A 15,655-nucleotide genomic window follows, 5' to 3' on the forward strand; every position below is an offset into this window, starting at 1 on the left:
AGCAACCACCAGTAACCATCGCTTTTAAAAATAGTTTGTTTCTATTCGCTATGTAATGTAAAAGCTTACCAATTAGGACTATTTGTAAAAGTTAGTACCACTTGTAAATATTAAATTTGTTGTTTAACATACTTGTTTCGTGAAGTTTCCATCCAATTAACGCCCATTTTTAACAGGCAAAAACAACCACTTACCGAGCCCTAAGTTTAGAATAAATTACAAATGTTAAAAAATTTCTAATATCCGTATCTATTTGATTGGAATATGGACTGAATTTGTAATTTGCATACAATATGAAACTATATCCTATAAACTCCGGAAATTTTAAACTAGATGGTGGCGCCATGTTTGGCGTGGTACCCAAATCGCTTTGGCAAAAAACCAACCCGGCAGACGCTAATAATATGATTGATATTGCGGCGCGGTGTTTGCTTATTGAAGATGGTAACAGACTTATTTTAATAGACACAGGAATGGGTAATAAGCAAAGCGATAAATTTTTTGGCTATTATTATCTCTGGGGAAATGACTCCATTGACGCATCGCTAAAAGCAAATGGTTTTCACCGAGACGATATTACCGATGTGTTTATGACTCACTTACATTTTGATCATTGTGGGGGCAGTATCCAGTGGAATAAAGATAGAACAGGCTATGAACCCGCATTTAAAAACGCCCATTTTTGGAGCAATTTAGATCATTGGAACTGGGCCACACAACCCAACAGACGTGAAAAAGCGTCGTTTTTAGAAGAAAATATTATGCCCATGAAAACCAGTGGGCAATTAACGTTTACAGAACTCCCTATTCAAGGCGATATTTTAAGAAAATCCAAATTAGGTTTCGATATCTTTTTTGCCAACGGACATACAGACAAACAAATGATTCCAATGATTCAGTACAACGGAAAAACCATTTGCTTTATGGCCGACTTATTACCAACCGCAGGACACCTTCCGTTACCCTTTGTAATGGGTTACGATACAAGACCACTGCTGACATTAGATGAAAAAGAAAAATTTCTAAAAATGGCAGCAGATAATAATTATTACCTATTTTTGGAGCACGACGCTCATAACGAAATTATAACCGTACAAAACACAGAAAAAGGCGTTCGTTTAAAAAACGTGTTTTCCTGCAATGAAATTTTTAACTAAATATTTATACTACAATGAAACTTATTAAATCGTTCGTATTTACAGCAAGTATTGCTGCCGTATTGACAAGCTGCGGTAGTGGTTCGCAGGTGCTATCCACACCTATAGAGAACGTTGATTCCATACCTTTAAAGGTTAGTGACTTAACAGAAGCCGAAAAACAAAATTGGGGTCATTTGGATCTTATTAAAGATACCATTCCTGGCATGAGTGTTGATAAAGCCTACGCCGAAATAATTAAAGATAAAAAAGGACAAACCGTTATAGTAGCGGTTATTGATTCTGGAATAGATATAGAACACCAAGATTTACAAAATGTATTATGGACCAACACCGATGAAATTCCAGGAAACGGTATTGACGATGATAACAATGGCTATATTGACGATATTCACGGTTGGAACTTCTTAGGCGATGCCTACGATGAGCAATTAGAATTTGTTAGAATTATTGTAAAAGGCGATAAATCCAATCCACAATACGAAGCTGCTCTGGCAGAATACGAAGAAAAATACCAAGAAGCTTTAGCTAACAAACAACGTTATGAGCAAATTTACCAAATGGTAAAAACTTCAGACGAAACCATTGCCAAGCATTTAGGCAAAGAAGATTATACTAAAGAAGAAGTAGCTGCCATTGAAACCGATCAAGCAGATGTGAAACAAGCCGCTGCCATGTTACAAAATATGTACGCCAACGGTTTAGAAAGCTCTGAAGCCGCATTAAAAGCTGTAAAACGTGGTGTAGATTATTTTACTGACCAAGTTAATGTAAACCTAAACAAAGACTTAAAAGGACGTACAACTGGCGATGATCCAGACGATTTAACAGACACAGGTTACGGCAATGGAAACGTAATGCCGTCTGAAAAAGGGGAAAGCCACGGTACCCACGTTGCTGCTATTATTTTAGCAGAGCGCAACAATGGTTTAGGACCAAACGGTGTTGCTAATAATGCACAACTTATGAGCTTGCGTGCTGTACCAAATGGCGATGAGTACGATAAAGATATTGCTTTAGCTATTCGGTATGCTGTAGATAACGGTGCACACATTATTAATGGAAGTTTTGGAAAATACTATTCGCCACACAGCCAGTGGGTACGCGATGCTATTAAATACGCCAGCGATAACGATGTGTTATTTATAAATGCAGCAGGAAATGAAGGTATTGATATCGATAAAAAAGATGTCTTCCCTAACGATGCCATTGGTACAGGTCCTGAAGTTTCCAACACCTTTATTACCGTTGGTGCTCTAGAACCAGAATACGGCGCAGGAATGCTTGCTGGTTTTTCTAACTACGGTAAAGTAAACGTCGATATTTTTGCACCAGGTGCCAAAATATACGCAGCAACACCAGAAAACGAATACGATACCAAAGGTGGTACCTCTATGGCAGCACCAGCTGTTGCCGGTATTGCAGCTTTAATTCGCTCATACTATCCAAAATTATCTGCCGCACAGGTTAAACAAATCATTCTAGATTCTGGACTACCAATAAAAACAGATGTAATTGTTGGTGGTAACGCTGAAGATGTAAGACCATTTAGCGAGTTAACAAAATCAGGTAAAATAGCCAATGCTTACAATGCATTAATTATGGCTAGCCAAATGAAATAATTTAAACAATAATCAAAAAAAATCTCATCGCTAATCCGATGAGATTTTTTTTACTTAAATGTTACTACCATGAAAAAACACGTATTTTCAGTTTGCTGTATAACCTTGTTACTTACTTGCTTTGTAACCAATACGTTATCAGCACAAAACCCAAGTACTACTAGTACTACAAATCCGTATTACTGGCAACAACATGTGGATTATAAAATGGAAATTGATATGGATGTTAACACCTATCAATACAAAGGAAAACAAACATTAGTGTACACCAATAACTCACCAGATGTATTAAATCGTGTGTTCTACCATTTATACTTTAACGCCTTTCAACCAGGAAGCGAAATGGACGTGCGCTCCCGCACTATTGCCGATCCAGACCGACGTGTAGGCGACCGGATTAGTAAATTAAAACCAGACGAAATTGGCTATATAAACGTAACGTCTTTAAAGCAAAATGGGAAAAAACTACACTATGAAACCGTAGGAACTATTTTAGAAGTAGATTTAGCTTCACCTATTCAACCAGGCGAATCGGTAACCTTTAACATGGTTTTTGATGCCCAAGTACCAGTTCAAATTCGCCGTTCCGGACGCAATAGTGCCGAAGGTGTTGCCTTATCCATGACACAGTGGTACCCAAAATTAGCCGAATACGACTTTGAAGGTTGGCACGCCGATCCATATATAGGTAGAGAGTTTCACGGCGTTTGGGGCGATTTTGACGTAAAACTTACCATCGATAAAGATTACGTTGTAGGTGGAACCGGTTACCAACAACCCGATGTAAAAATTAAAGGAAACAAAAAAACCATTCACTTCATAGCACCACAAGTTCACGATTTCTTTTGGGCTGCCGATCCAGATTATATTCACGATACCATGCAGGTACCAAACGGACCTATGTTGCATTTTTACTACAAAAAAAACCTAGATGCCGAAAAATTAGAATTTTGGAAACAACTACAACCTAAAACCGTGGCTTTAATGGAGTATTTTAGCAGCCATTTAGGTCCTTATCCGTACAAGCAGTATTCCGTTATGCAAGGCGGCGATGGTGGTATGGAATACGGCATGGGAACACTTATAACAGGCAACCGATCCTTTGGAAGTTTAGTAGGTGTTACCGCTCACGAACTAGCACATAAATGGTTTCAGTTTATCCTAGCTACCAACGAATCTAAACACGAATGGATGGACGAGGGTTTTACCAGCTATATTAGCGATTACGCTATGAATGAAGTTATGAACGAAGGCAAAGAACAGCCTAACGCTGGCGCCTACAGAAACTACATATTTCTAGCTAAATCTGGTAAAGAACAACCCCTAACTACGCATTCCGATCGCTACGAATTTAATCAGGCTTACGGTATTGCAGCTTACAGCAAAGGCTCGGTGTTTTTATCCCAATTAGGTTATATTATTGGTGAAGAAAATTTAAAAACAACCCTTAAAAAATTCTACAACGATTTTAAATTTAAACACCCAACACCACTGGATATTATCCGTACAGCAGAGAAAGTAAGTAATTTACAACTAAATTGGTATTTAGTAGATTTTGCACAAACTACAAATACCATAGATTATGCGGTAAAAAGTATCGACAACAAAACCATTACTCTGGAACGAATAGCACTTATGCCAATGCCAATAGATTTAACAGTAACGTATACCGATGGGAGTACAGAAGATTTTTACATCCCTTTACAAATGATGCGCGGTGAAAAACCAACCGAAGCAACCATTATTTCCGATTGGGCATGGGCTTATCCTACCTACACCTTTAACGTGTCGAAAGACATAAAATCTGTTGAAATAGATCCCAATAAATGGATGGCAGACGTAAACAGAGACAATAATAAAATGGAACAATAACAGCCATATACCAAACTAAAAAGCTGCTTCTGTATGGAAAGCAGCTTTTTTTATGCTTATTTTGTAACTTTAAATACCCATGGATAGACGTTTTAATAAACACGAAAAATTAAAAAGTAAAAAACTAATTAATAAACTCTTTACAGAAGGGCAAACCGTTTCGGCCTATCCGTTGCGTTTGGTGTATTTACCTACTAGTTTAAACGAAGCCAATACACCTGTAAAAACAGGCGTTTCCGTATCTAAAAGATACTTTAAAAAAGCCGTGCAACGCATCCGAATAAAACGCCTCATGCGCGAAGCTTACCGCTTAAATAAAAGTACGTATTTTAACAACTTAACAACACCTCATGCGTTTATGATTTTGTACATTGGAAACAAAAAGCCCACGTACCTCCAAATGGAACAAGCCATGAACAAACTTTTTAACAAGTTTATAAATGCCACACATAAAGCCACTTCAGATGAAAAAAATACTTAAAAAACAGCTATTAATCCCCATTTTTGTTGGTATTGTTTTTGTAACAGGATCCGCTTTTAAAAACGATTTTTTTGAAATAGCCAAGCAAATTGAAATATTTACAACGCTCTACAAAGAAGTCAATATGAATTATGTAGACGAAACCAATCCAGCCGAATTAATGGATACCGCCATAAAAAGTATGCTCAAAGATTTAGATCCCTACACACAATTTTACAACGAACAGGATGTAGAGGCCGAAAAAATAAGACGCACAGGCGATTACACGGGTATTGGCGCTAATGTTCGCACCATGAAAGACAAGCTGGTTATTATTGAACCCTATAAAAATTATCCGGCGGATAAAGCGGGTTTAAAAGCAGGCGATGAAATTATAAAAGTTGAAAATACCCTTATTTCTAATTACAAGGACGATGCCGGGAACTTACTTAAAGGTACCACCGGATCGGAGGTAAACGTTACCTATTTAAGGCAAGGAAAAGAATATACTACCAAAATTACCCGCTCCGAAATAGATATCGATGCGGTTCCTTATTTTTCTATGGTAAACGCTAAAACTGGCTATATTGTACTCGATAAATTTAACAATAAAGCATCGCAGCAAACCAGTTATGCACTACGCGATTTAAAAGCACAAGGCGCCGAAAATATTATATTAGACTTGCGCGGCAACCCTGGCGGTTTATTAGTTGAGGCTGTAAATGTGGTTAACCTATTTATACCAAAAGGCCAGTTAGTGGTTACCACAAAATCCAAAGTTCAAAAATACGATCGGGAATACTATACACAAAAAGAACCGGTAGACACCAACATACCATTGGTTATACTTATAAATGGCAGTAGCGCCTCGGCTAGCGAAATTGTTGCTGGGGCTTTACAAGATCTAGATCGGGCTGTTATTGTAGGTGCCAGAAGCTTTGGTAAAGGGCTGGTACAACGTCCTAAACCTTTGTCCTACGGGACACAACTTAAAATTACTATTTCGCGTTACTATACACCCTCTGGACGCTGCATACAAGCTTTAGATTATTTGCATAGAGACGAAAAAGGCAATGCCGTACGTATAGATAAGACTAAATACAACGCCTTCAAAACAAAAAATGGTCGCGAGGTTTTTGACGGGGGCGGCGTGTTACCAGATGCCGTTTTAGCCACCAATAAAAACAATTTGATAACCAAAGCAATTCAAAACGATTTTTTAATTTTTAATTACGCCACTTCGTATTACTACAAACACCCTGATTTAAATATTCAGAATTTTAAACTAACTGAAGCCGATTTTGAAGACTTTAAAAACTATTTAAACACCCATAATTTTAGTTACCACACCGAAACTGAAAAAGAGTTAGAAAAGGTCTTAAAAACTGCCGAAAAAGAACAAATAGATACGCGCATTAGCGCCGATTATAATACACTATTAAATAGTATTAAACTTGCCAAAAAACAGGCAATAGAGGATAATAAGACCGAAATTTTAACACTACTAACAGACGAAATTATAAAACGCTACGTATACCGAGAAGGTTTATATAATTACAACAAAGAAACCAATAAAGAAATTCAAAAAGCAGCAGAAATCCTTTCAAAACCAGGCACATATTATGGGTTTTTAAAATAAAATTAATATATTGAAGACCATTTGCCCTGTAAATAATGAGAACAAGATTTCTTATCCTTTTTTTTATTAGCTTAAACTGGGTTTTTTCACAAGAGGAAGAGCTCCGACATGTTGTATTTTTTGAAACCGATGAATATGTTGTGTTACCCACCGAAGAAAGCAGACTTTTACTCTTTCTTTCGGAAATAGAATCTATGGATATTGAAAAAATTTCAATCTATGGGTTTACAGACGATACGGGCAGCGACTCCTATAATTTAAAACTATCGCAATACCGTGCCAATTCTATAAAAGCTATTTTTTCAAACAACGAATTCGACGAATCTAAAATTAGTAATGTAGATGGCAAAGGAGAAGTGCTTTTAAAAGTAATGGAAAGCGAAAGTATTGCCAAAGTTAGAGGTTTAAACCGTAAAGTAGAAATTCGTGTAAAACCCTATTCACCACCGCGAAAAGAATCGGAATTAATAAAACCAAAAAAAAAAACAGTTGCCGAAACACTAAAAGGCGACGTAAAGGCTGGCGATAAATTTTTACTAGAAAATATTTTATTTAAAACCGGTTACAGCATACTGCTACCAGAATCCAAACCCACTTTAGAAGAAATTGCCCAAACCCTACTGGAACGCGATGATATTTACTTTACCATTCAAGGACATGTTTGCTGCACACAAAGAAAACGCGACGCGGTGGATAGACGTACCAACAAGCAAAACCTATCTGTAGCCCGAGCCGAATACATTTATAATTATTTAGCCCGAAAAGGTATCGATAAAAAACGCATGAAATATGTTGGTATGCGCGGCCGTTTTCCGTTAGGAGGCGAGGCTAAATACGACCGTCGGGTAGAAATTTTATTAACCTACGTGGGTGGCCAGAATTAAGGTTTTACCATAGCAATATGTGGAATACCATCTTCTAAATAACTAGTGCCAATAGCCCGAAATCCTAATTTAGCATAAAAATGCTGTAAATAGGTTTGAGCAGAAATTTTAATTTGTGCCTCTTTATGGGTTTTCTCTAAAACGCCAATTGCAGCCTCCATAATAACATAACCATAATGGTGTTTTCGTTCGCTTTTTTTAACTAAAACTCTTCCAATACTGGCTTCTTTAAAATATATACCAGACTTAAACGCCCGTGCATAGGCCACTATTTCATTATTTTTAAAACCTAAAATATGTAATCCATCCGCATCATGGCCGTCTATATCTTGGTATAAACAGGTTTGTTCTAAAACAAACACCTCTGCACGCAGTTGTAAAATGGTATATAACTCATGCAAGGTTAATTCACTAAAGGATTTAATTTGTATACTTATCATTAGTTATAAAGATTTTCGGGTTATTAACAAGGTGTTTTCTGGTAATTTAACAGATACTTCAAAGTAATAAATGCCCTCCGTAACGCGTGTTGAAACATCGTAATTTAAAACCTCATAAGAATAGTAGTTATCTGGCATTTGAACTTGAATGGGCGCTTCAGAAAAAAGCTCGGGAATCTCGTAAAATTCCGAATAACTGTTTGCAGGAATTTGTTGGAACACAATAGTACCTGCCGTAGTGGTTACTTCGGTTCGTAAAAAAGGAAATAGTGTATTATTTTTTATACCAATTTGTAAGGTTTTTGGTTTGGGAAATGCCTGGTCTATAAGCTGTTCGGTAGTATGGGAACAGGATACACTTAAGCCCATTACTAAAAATAAAATAACAATCTGTTTCATCTGTTTAATCTTGTACAATAATGGCTTTGGAATCCATTTTATTAAATTCCGGTTGAATGGTAACATGGTTTATACCAAATTCATTTAAAAGTTGGGTTTCAATGGTTGTTAACAGGTTATTAAATTCGCTTACAGACATGTTTCTTACAACATCTAAATGCGCTTCTAAATGCACTTCGTTTTCATTTAAGCTCCAAATATGCACATGATGTAGTTTTTTAACATCTGGTATGTTGTTTACCATGGCAACCACCATTTCAATATTAATATGACTAGGTGTAAACAACATAAGCATGGTAGTGGAACGCTTTAATAAATTAAACCCAACAACAATTAAATATAAGGCAATTAAAAAAGTTAATACACTATCTACCCAATACACCTGGTAAACAGCCATAAACAAACCACCAACTAATACGGCAACACTTGCTAACAGGTCTGTTAATAAATGACTGTATGCCGAGGCCATATTTAAATTTGATTGGGCATCTTTTTTTAATAATAAAACGGAAAATCCGTTTCCTATAATAGCCACAATAGCCAACCATATAACTACTTCCGAATTTATAATTTGTGGATTAAAAAAACGCTTTACCGCTTCAATTATTAAAAGGACAGCAATAACCACCAAGCTAGCTGCGTTTATAAATGCCGCTAAAATTTCGGCACGTTTAAATCCAAAAGTTTTATTTTTTGAGGCCCATTTTGTAACCAATTTAGTGGCTACATAACTAATTATTAACGAAATAACATCGGTAAAATTATGAAGCGCATCGCTTAATAAAGATAAACTACCAGAAATTAAGCCACCAATTACCTGCGCAACGGTAATAACTAAATTTATAAAAATAGCGTAAACTAACCGCCTACTTTTTAAATGGTGTAAGTGGTTACCACCACGCACAGCCGTCATAATTTATGAGTTAGGAATTTTAGCTACACGATTTTGATGTCTGCCACCTTCAAAAGGTGTTTCTAGAAATGTATCTACCATATTAATAGCTTGTTGTACCGATGTAAACCGTGCTGGAATACTTAAAATATTAGCATCGTTATGTTGTCGTGCTAAAGCTGTTATCTCTGCAGTCCAGCAAAGGGCAGATCTTACTGCTTGATGCTTATTAGCAGTCATGTTTGCTCCATTTCCGCTCCCGCAAATAATAATACCAAAATCTGCTTGCTTGCTCGCCACATCGTTGGCAACAGGATGTATAAAATCTGGATAATCTACACTTTCTGTTGTGTTTGTTCCGTGGTTAATTACGTGATAACCCTTTTTTTCCAAATGTTTTTGAATGGCAAATTTATAATCGGTTCCAGCATGATCGTTGCCAATAGATAGTTTCATGTTCAATATATTTTAATGCTGTTAAAGGTAAAAAAATAATACCAGTTCTTTTTAAAAGTTTTTAACTTGAAACGGCTACCATATGTCATTCCAATTGGTTTAAAAAATGCTTCGTTTGGTTAACTAAATGCTTTTAAAATAACCAACTGTTTTAAAACCTAACTTATTTATTCAATTTAAACATAATACCAAGTAGCAAACACCTCCTGCCTAAATAAAATAATAAAAAGCTTAAATTAGGTCTGTAATAAATTATGTAATATACTAATTAACAGAACTCTATAGTTTAAAGTTTTATAAAATTTACAAAGCCTAATAAGGTTATTAATAAGTACCTAAGCTATGGTGCATAAAATGTTAATAAGTGTTCATTAAATTTTAAAACTTAAATTTTTAAAAATCAATTATTTTTTTCAAGCAAAAACCAAGCGGAATAAACCAAAAAAGTTAGCACTTATTTTTGGACAAGTTTTAAGACATCATTGACGGTCTTATAAACACCATATTTTAAAAAACTTTTCAATTATAAACTGTAAATTTAGGTTATTAACAGTTGTTAATAGCTTTTACAAGCTCACACATTTTAAAGGTTTTACCTTTATAGAAGTTGTTAATTTCCTACCTATAATTTGTAAATTACGACTAATCAAAATAAAATTACAGAAAGTTATACCTGTTATTAACAAGCTATCATAAACAGTATTATTTTTTTAAAAATTTAAAAGAAAATCTATTATACTTATATATGTGTGAATAACTCGTTTTGGTACTGTGCTTAGCTAGCTTTTATTTAAACGATATGTTATAAAATTATTAATTACTTAAATCCAAACTTACATCTCGTATTAAAACCGTAACTTTGTTACAAACTTACTAGTTTTAGTAACCTGATTACTACCAAACAAACCAAGTAAAAGCGTTAACCTCTTCCGTAAAAGTGGTAAGTTTTAAACTAAAATATTTCTAAATAGACCTAATAGCAAGGATATTGAGGCCAATAGAAATAAAACGATTACAAACTACATGACAAAAAAGAAACACAGGAAACCTTCAAATAACAAGATTTCCAATTTGACTAATACCATATTAAGTATTTTAAAAAAGGAACGCAATAAAGCGTTTAATTACAAACAAATAGCTTCAAAAATTGGCGTTAATGATGCCAGTAGCCGAAACCAAATAATTAAAAAATTACAGCAACTTAAAGCCAAACAGGAAATTGAGGAGGTAGAACGTGGTAAATTTAAAGCCATTATTTCTACCGAGTACCATACAGGTATTGTAGATATGGCCTCCAGAGGCTCTGGTTATATTATTTCAGACGATTTTGAAGAGGATATATACATTGCCTCCAATAATATGAATAAAGCGCTTCATGGAGACGAAGTGGAGTTTTATGCTTACAAACGTTTAAAAGGTGGTAAACGAGAAGGCGAAATTACACAAATACTTAAACGGGCAAAATCTGAATATGTTGGCGTAATTCAAATTCATAAAAACTATGCCTTTGTGGTTGTAGATAGTAACAAAATGTACACCGATATTTTTGTGCCAATTAATAAAACCAAACAGGCACAAGACGGCGATAAAGTATTAGTTGGTTTGGAGGATTGGCCACAAAAAGCCGATTCTCCAAACGGTAAGGTGTTGGAAATTTTAGGTCGTCCAGGCGAACATAATACCGAAATACACGCTATTTTGGCTGAATATGGTTTGCCAATGGCATTTCCTAAAGAGGTAGCAGATTTTGCCAATAAAATTGATACCTCTATAACCAAAGAAGAAATATCAAAACGCCGCGATATGCGGCAGGATTTAACCTTTACAATAGATCCAAAAGATGCTAAAGATTTTGACGATGCACTATCGTTTAAAGTTCTAGAAAATGGTTTATTTGAAATTGGTATTCACATTGCCGATGTATCGCATTACGTGCAACCCGGAACCATTCTAGATGATGAAGCTTACGAGCGGGCAACATCGGTATATTTGGTGGATAGAGTAGTGCCCATGCTACCAGAGGTATTATCTAATAACGCGTGTTCTTTGCGCCCACATGAGGAAAAATATACCTTTTCGGCTGTGTTTAAAATGAATGAAAAAGCAGAAGTGGTTCACGAGTGGTATGGACGAACAGTTACTTATTCCGATGCTCGTTTTGCCTATGAAGAGGCCCAAGCCATAATTGAACAAAACGATAGTTTAAACAAGGATAACCTATCTGCTTTAAAACAAAGTATAAACACTACTATTCCAGAAAACGTATCTATTTCTGGTAAAACTTATAATACAACGCCAGAAATTGCAGAAGCCATACTTAAAATGGATGCTTTTGCAAAAAAAATGCGAGCCAGACGCATGCGCTCCGGAGCCATTTCTTTTGATAAGGTTGAGGTTAAATTTAATTTAGATGAAGCAGCCAATCCTGTTGGTGTGTTTTTTAAAACATCGAAAGATGCCAATAAAATGATTGAAGAGTTTATGCTTTTAGCCAACCGGAAAGTATCGGAATTTGTTGGTAAACAGAAAAAAACATTTGTTTACAGAGTGCATGATGAACCAGACGATACCAAATTGGCAGCCCTTCAAAATGTAGTGGGTAGGTTTGGTTATAAATTAAATTTTAAAGACAAGAAAACAACGGCTGCGTCGTTAAATAATTTGTTGCACAGCGTTACGGGTAAAAAAGAACAGAATTTGGTAGATACACTAACAATTCGTACCATGAGTAAAGCCGAATATACAACGCATAACATTGGTCATTATGGATTGGCATTCGATTATTACAGTCATTTTACCTCACCAATTAGGCGCTATCCCGATGTTATGACGCATCGGTTATTGCAGCAGTATTTAGATGGCGAAAAATCGGCCAACCCCGATATTTATGAGGATAAGTGCAACCATTGTAGTAACATGGAAAATTTAGCCACTAAAGCAGAACGCGACTCTATTAAATATATGCAAATTAGGTTTATGGAAGACCATAAAGAAGCACATTTTGTAGGGGTTATTTCGGGTGTAACCGATTGGGGAATTTATATTGAAATTATTGAAAATAAATGCGAAGGCATGGTAAGTGTTCGGGATATGAAAGACGATCATTACCAATTTGATCCAGATCATTATGCTTTAATTGGGAAACATTCAAAACTCATGTACCAGCTGGGCGATGAAGTAATTGTAAAGGTAAAAAACACAGATTTGGTTAAAAAACACCTAGATTTTTATCTTTTGGGTAAAAATGAAGCCTAAAATGTGTTGTAAATAAATCATCATATTAAAAAAAATAGTCATGAAAAATTATCTGTTTGCCGGACTTTTCTATATGCTAGTTGTAGCGGGAAGTTTTGGACAACAAGAAAAAATGTTAGGCGATTTTAAAACGCTAAAAGTTTACGATAGGATAGAGGTAGCACTTATAAAATCGGATGTAAATAAGGTGGTTTTAAAAGGAAAATATACAGACGATGTGGTTATTGTTAACAAAAATGGCACACTTAAAATACGCATGTCACTTCAAAAATTATTTGATGGCGACGAAACCAGCGTCGAATTATATTACAAACACATAGATGTTATAGATGTTAATGAAGGTGCTTTTGTGGGTTCTAATGAGGTTTTTAATCAATTCGATTTAAAACTTCATGCCCAAGAAGGTGGTAGTATAAAATTGCAAGTAGAAAACATTACCTATCTAGAAACCAAAGCCATTACAGGAGGTGTTGTTCGGGTTAGTGGTACTGCAAAAAATCAGGATATCGCTATAAATACAGGTGGATCTTATTTGGGTTCCCAATTACAAAGTAACCAAGCAAACGTTATCATTCAAGCAGCGGGCGAAGCGCATATTTTTGCGCAAGAATTTGTGGATGCCAAAGTGCGCGCGGGTGGTACAGTTTATGTGTACGGCAACCCAAAAGAACTTAAGGAACGTACAGTGCTTGGCGGACAGGTAATTATTAAGGATAATAACTAGGTTTTTTATAAATTTGTAAAAAATCCTTTTAAATACGTATGTTGGACGATATTTTAGCGGCTATTCCTTTCGGAATACTATTATCTTTTACCATTGGCCCTGTATTTTTTGTGCTATTAGAAACCAGTGCAACAAAAGGAATAAAAAGCGCTTTAATATTCGATTTTGGCGTAATTTTAGCCGATATTTTCTTCATTATCGTAGCTTATTACAGTACCAGTAAATTACTAGATAAAATTAAGGACGATCCTAATTTTTTAATTTTTGGCGGTGTTCTTTTGGCTGTTTATGGCTTTATTTCTTTTATAAAAACATCCAAATCTTTTAGAGATATTGTTCGTGAATTTCATACGGTAGAAATAAAAAAAAACTTTGGTAAATTATTTATAAAAGGGTTTTTATTAAATTTCATTAATGTTGGTGTCCTTCTTGGGTGGCTTGGTTTTATTGTTATTGGTAACTCATTAACCGAAACCGAACACGGCTTATTTGTATTTTTAGGAACTATTTTAGCTGTGTATTTTATAGTGGATATTCTTAAAATGTTAGCAGCCAAAACTTTAAAAAACAAACTGACGCCAAAGCGTATTTTTAAAACAAAAAAAATTGTGTCACTTCTTATTATGGGCTTTGGTATTTTATTGTTAATTCAGGGGTTTTTTCCTAAAGAAAAGGAACTTTTAAAACAATCTTTAGACGATATTGAACTTTTTAAAACGCCATAAGTTTTCATTTAGGAGTTATAACCGTATCTTTTGAATGTTTAAAAACATGGTACGTTATGCTAAAATTTGAATAATTTTATCAGCATTCACATTTCTTGCTAGTTCTAGCTTACATACGAAAATCCTCGTGGGTTTTCTATCTCGTTTTATTTCCCAAATTAGGTACTTAAAATGCCATTAATCTGATGCAAACATGGTGTCGCCCATATTCGAACCGCTGTAAATGGCTGGTGTTTTAAATAATTTTTTCTAAAAATTAGAGATAAAAAAAAACCTTCAATGTTTAATCTGAAGGTTTTCTGGAGGTGTCGCCCATATTCGAACCGCTGTAAATGGTTGGTGTTTTAAATAATTTTTTCTAAAAATTAGAGATAAAAAAAAACCTTCAGTGTTTAATCTGAAGGTTTTCTAGAGGTGTCGCCTATATTCGAACCGCTGTAAATGGCTGGTGTTTTAAATAATTTTTTCTAAAAATTAGAAATAAAAAAAAACCTTCAATGTTTAATCTGAAGGTTTTCTGGAGGTGTCGCCCATATTCGAACCGCTGTAAATGGTTGGTGTTTTAAATAATTTTTTCTAAAAATTAGAGATAAAAAAAAACTTCAGTGTTTAATCTGAAGGTTTTCTGGAGGTGTCGCCCATATTCGAACCGCTGTAAATGGTTGGTGTTTTAAATAATTTTTTCTAAAAATTAGAGATAAAAAAAACCTTCAGTGTTTAATCTGAAGGTTTTCTAGAGGTGTCGCCCATATTCGAACTGCTGTAAATGGTTGGTGTTTTAAATAATTTTTTCTAAAAATTAGAGATAAAAAAAACCTTCAGTGTTTAATCTGAAGGTTTTCTAGAGGTGTCGCCCATATTCGAACTGCTGTAAATGGTTGGTGTTTTAAATAATTTTTTCTAAAAATTAGAAATAAAAAAAAACCTTCAGTGTTTAATCTGAAGGTTTTCTGGAGGCGTCGCCCATATTCGAACCGCTGTAAATGGTTGGTGTTTTAAATAATTTTTTCTAAAAATTAGAGATAAAAAAAACCTTCAGTGTTTAATCTGAAGGTTTTCTAGAGGTGTCGCCCATATTCGAACTGCTGTAAATGGTTGGTGTTTTAAATAATTTTTTCTAAAAATTAGAG

At 35.0% G+C, this 15,655-nt stretch carries 13 protein-coding genes; 9 read left to right on the forward strand and 4 right to left on the reverse strand.

What is annotated here, in order from left to right:
• Positions 1-293 precede the first annotated feature (293 nt).
• From ACFSQP_RS06640 to ACFSQP_RS06665, 6 genes are all read left to right on the forward strand, one after another.
• Complete coding sequence (locus ACFSQP_RS06640; RefSeq protein WP_376892643.1) at positions 294-1,157, forward strand: MBL fold metallo-hydrolase; 864 nt, start codon at positions 294-296, stop codon at positions 1,155-1,157.
• 14 nt (positions 1,158-1,171) lie between these two features.
• Positions 1,172-2,779 carry a S8 family peptidase gene (locus ACFSQP_RS06645; RefSeq protein WP_376892645.1) on the forward strand — a complete coding sequence of 536 codons (1,608 nt, stop codon included), beginning with the start codon at positions 1,172-1,174 and terminating at the stop codon, positions 2,777-2,779.
• Positions 2,780-2,848: 69 nt separating this feature from the next.
• A complete protein-coding gene (locus ACFSQP_RS06650; RefSeq protein ID WP_376892647.1) occupies positions 2,849-4,651 on the forward strand; it encodes a M1 family metallopeptidase in 1,803 nt (600 codons plus the stop codon).
• A gap of 79 nt (positions 4,652-4,730) precedes the next feature.
• Positions 4,731-5,132 (forward strand): ribonuclease P protein component, encoded by a 402-nt coding sequence (gene rnpA, locus ACFSQP_RS06655; protein WP_376892648.1) that lies wholly within the window; start codon positions 4,731-4,733, stop codon positions 5,130-5,132.
• Positions 5,116-6,750 carry a S41 family peptidase gene (locus ACFSQP_RS06660; RefSeq protein ID WP_376892650.1) on the forward strand — a complete coding sequence of 545 codons (1,635 nt, stop codon included), beginning with the start codon at positions 5,116-5,118 and terminating at the stop codon, positions 6,748-6,750. The genes rnpA and ACFSQP_RS06660 overlap by 17 nt, the downstream gene beginning before the upstream one ends.
• Positions 6,751-6,785: 35 nt before the next feature.
• Positions 6,786-7,634, forward strand: coding sequence for an OmpA family protein (locus ACFSQP_RS06665; protein ID WP_376892652.1), 849 nt, complete (start codon positions 6,786-6,788; stop codon positions 7,632-7,634).
• On the opposite strand, the gene ACFSQP_RS06670 is transcribed toward ACFSQP_RS06665, so the two are convergent.
• The 4 genes from ACFSQP_RS06670 to rpiB are packed head-to-tail and all read right to left on the reverse strand — an operon-like array spanning position 7,631 to position 9,821.
• Positions 7,631-8,074 (reverse strand): GNAT family N-acetyltransferase, encoded by a 444-nt coding sequence (locus tag ACFSQP_RS06670; protein WP_376892653.1) that lies wholly within the window; start codon positions 8,072-8,074, stop codon positions 7,631-7,633. The two genes, ACFSQP_RS06665 and ACFSQP_RS06670, sit on opposite strands and share 4 nt — an antisense overlap.
• Before the next feature lie 3 nt (positions 8,075-8,077).
• On the reverse strand, positions 8,078-8,473 hold the full coding sequence (locus ACFSQP_RS06675) for a hypothetical protein (RefSeq protein WP_376892654.1): 396 nt from the start codon (positions 8,471-8,473) through the stop codon (positions 8,078-8,080).
• A gap of 4 nt (positions 8,474-8,477) precedes the next feature.
• A complete protein-coding gene (locus tag ACFSQP_RS06680) occupies positions 8,478-9,386 on the reverse strand; it encodes a cation diffusion facilitator family transporter (RefSeq protein ID WP_376892656.1) in 909 nt (302 codons plus the stop codon).
• Positions 9,387-9,389: 3 nt separating this feature from the next.
• Positions 9,390-9,821, reverse strand: coding sequence for a ribose 5-phosphate isomerase B (gene rpiB, locus ACFSQP_RS06685; RefSeq protein ID WP_376892658.1), 432 nt, complete (start codon positions 9,819-9,821; stop codon positions 9,390-9,392).
• A gap of 1,023 nt (positions 9,822-10,844) precedes the next feature.
• Here rpiB and ACFSQP_RS06690 point away from each other — a divergent pair.
• From ACFSQP_RS06690 to ACFSQP_RS06700, 3 genes are read left to right on the forward strand one after another with little or no spacing between them, the layout of a single operon-like run.
• Entirely contained in the window at positions 10,845-13,076 is a 2,232-nt protein-coding gene (locus tag ACFSQP_RS06690) for a ribonuclease R family protein (RefSeq protein WP_376892660.1), read from the forward strand.
• Between the two features lie 40 nt (positions 13,077-13,116).
• On the forward strand, positions 13,117-13,800 hold the full coding sequence (locus ACFSQP_RS06695; protein ID WP_376892662.1) for a head GIN domain-containing protein: 684 nt from the start codon (positions 13,117-13,119) through the stop codon (positions 13,798-13,800).
• 38 nt (positions 13,801-13,838) lie between these two features.
• On the forward strand, positions 13,839-14,525 hold the full coding sequence (locus tag ACFSQP_RS06700) for a LysE family translocator (RefSeq protein ID WP_376892663.1): 687 nt from the start codon (positions 13,839-13,841) through the stop codon (positions 14,523-14,525).
• Positions 14,526-15,655 lie beyond the last annotated feature (1,130 nt).

It is taken from the genome of Bizionia sediminis, assembly GCF_042684585.1.
Taxonomy (GTDB): Bacteria; Bacteroidota; Bacteroidia; order Flavobacteriales; family Flavobacteriaceae; genus Algorimicrobium; species Algorimicrobium sediminis.

Excerpts from the sequence above, each read along its gene's own strand:
- ACFSQP_RS06690 (WP_376892660.1), top strand. The coding sequence starts at position 10,845 with ATGACAAAAAAGAAACACAGGAAACCTTCAAATAACAAGATTTCCAAT.
- rpiB (WP_376892658.1), bottom strand. The coding sequence starts at position 9,821 with ATGAAACTATCTATTGGCAACGATCATGCTGGAACCGATTATAAATTT.
- ACFSQP_RS06645 (WP_376892645.1), top strand. The coding sequence starts at position 1,172 with ATGAAACTTATTAAATCGTTCGTATTTACAGCAAGTATTGCTGCCGTA.
- ACFSQP_RS06680 (WP_376892656.1), bottom strand. The coding sequence starts at position 9,386 with ATGACGGCTGTGCGTGGTGGTAACCACTTACACCATTTAAAAAGTAGG.
- ACFSQP_RS06650 (WP_376892647.1), top strand. The coding sequence starts at position 2,849 with ATGAAAAAACACGTATTTTCAGTTTGCTGTATAACCTTGTTACTTACT.
- ACFSQP_RS06675 (WP_376892654.1), bottom strand. The coding sequence starts at position 8,473 with ATGAAACAGATTGTTATTTTATTTTTAGTAATGGGCTTAAGTGTATCC.
- ACFSQP_RS06640 (WP_376892643.1), top strand. The coding sequence starts at position 294 with ATGAAACTATATCCTATAAACTCCGGAAATTTTAAACTAGATGGTGGC.
- ACFSQP_RS06660 (WP_376892650.1), top strand. The coding sequence starts at position 5,116 with ATGAAAAAAATACTTAAAAAACAGCTATTAATCCCCATTTTTGTTGGT.
- ACFSQP_RS06665 (WP_376892652.1), top strand. The coding sequence starts at position 6,786 with ATGAGAACAAGATTTCTTATCCTTTTTTTTATTAGCTTAAACTGGGTT.
- ACFSQP_RS06670 (WP_376892653.1), bottom strand. The coding sequence starts at position 8,074 with ATGATAAGTATACAAATTAAATCCTTTAGTGAATTAACCTTGCATGAG.
- ACFSQP_RS06695 (WP_376892662.1), top strand. The coding sequence starts at position 13,117 with ATGAAAAATTATCTGTTTGCCGGACTTTTCTATATGCTAGTTGTAGCG.
- rnpA (WP_376892648.1), top strand. The coding sequence starts at position 4,731 with ATGGATAGACGTTTTAATAAACACGAAAAATTAAAAAGTAAAAAACTA.
- ACFSQP_RS06700 (WP_376892663.1), top strand. The coding sequence starts at position 13,839 with ATGTTGGACGATATTTTAGCGGCTATTCCTTTCGGAATACTATTATCT.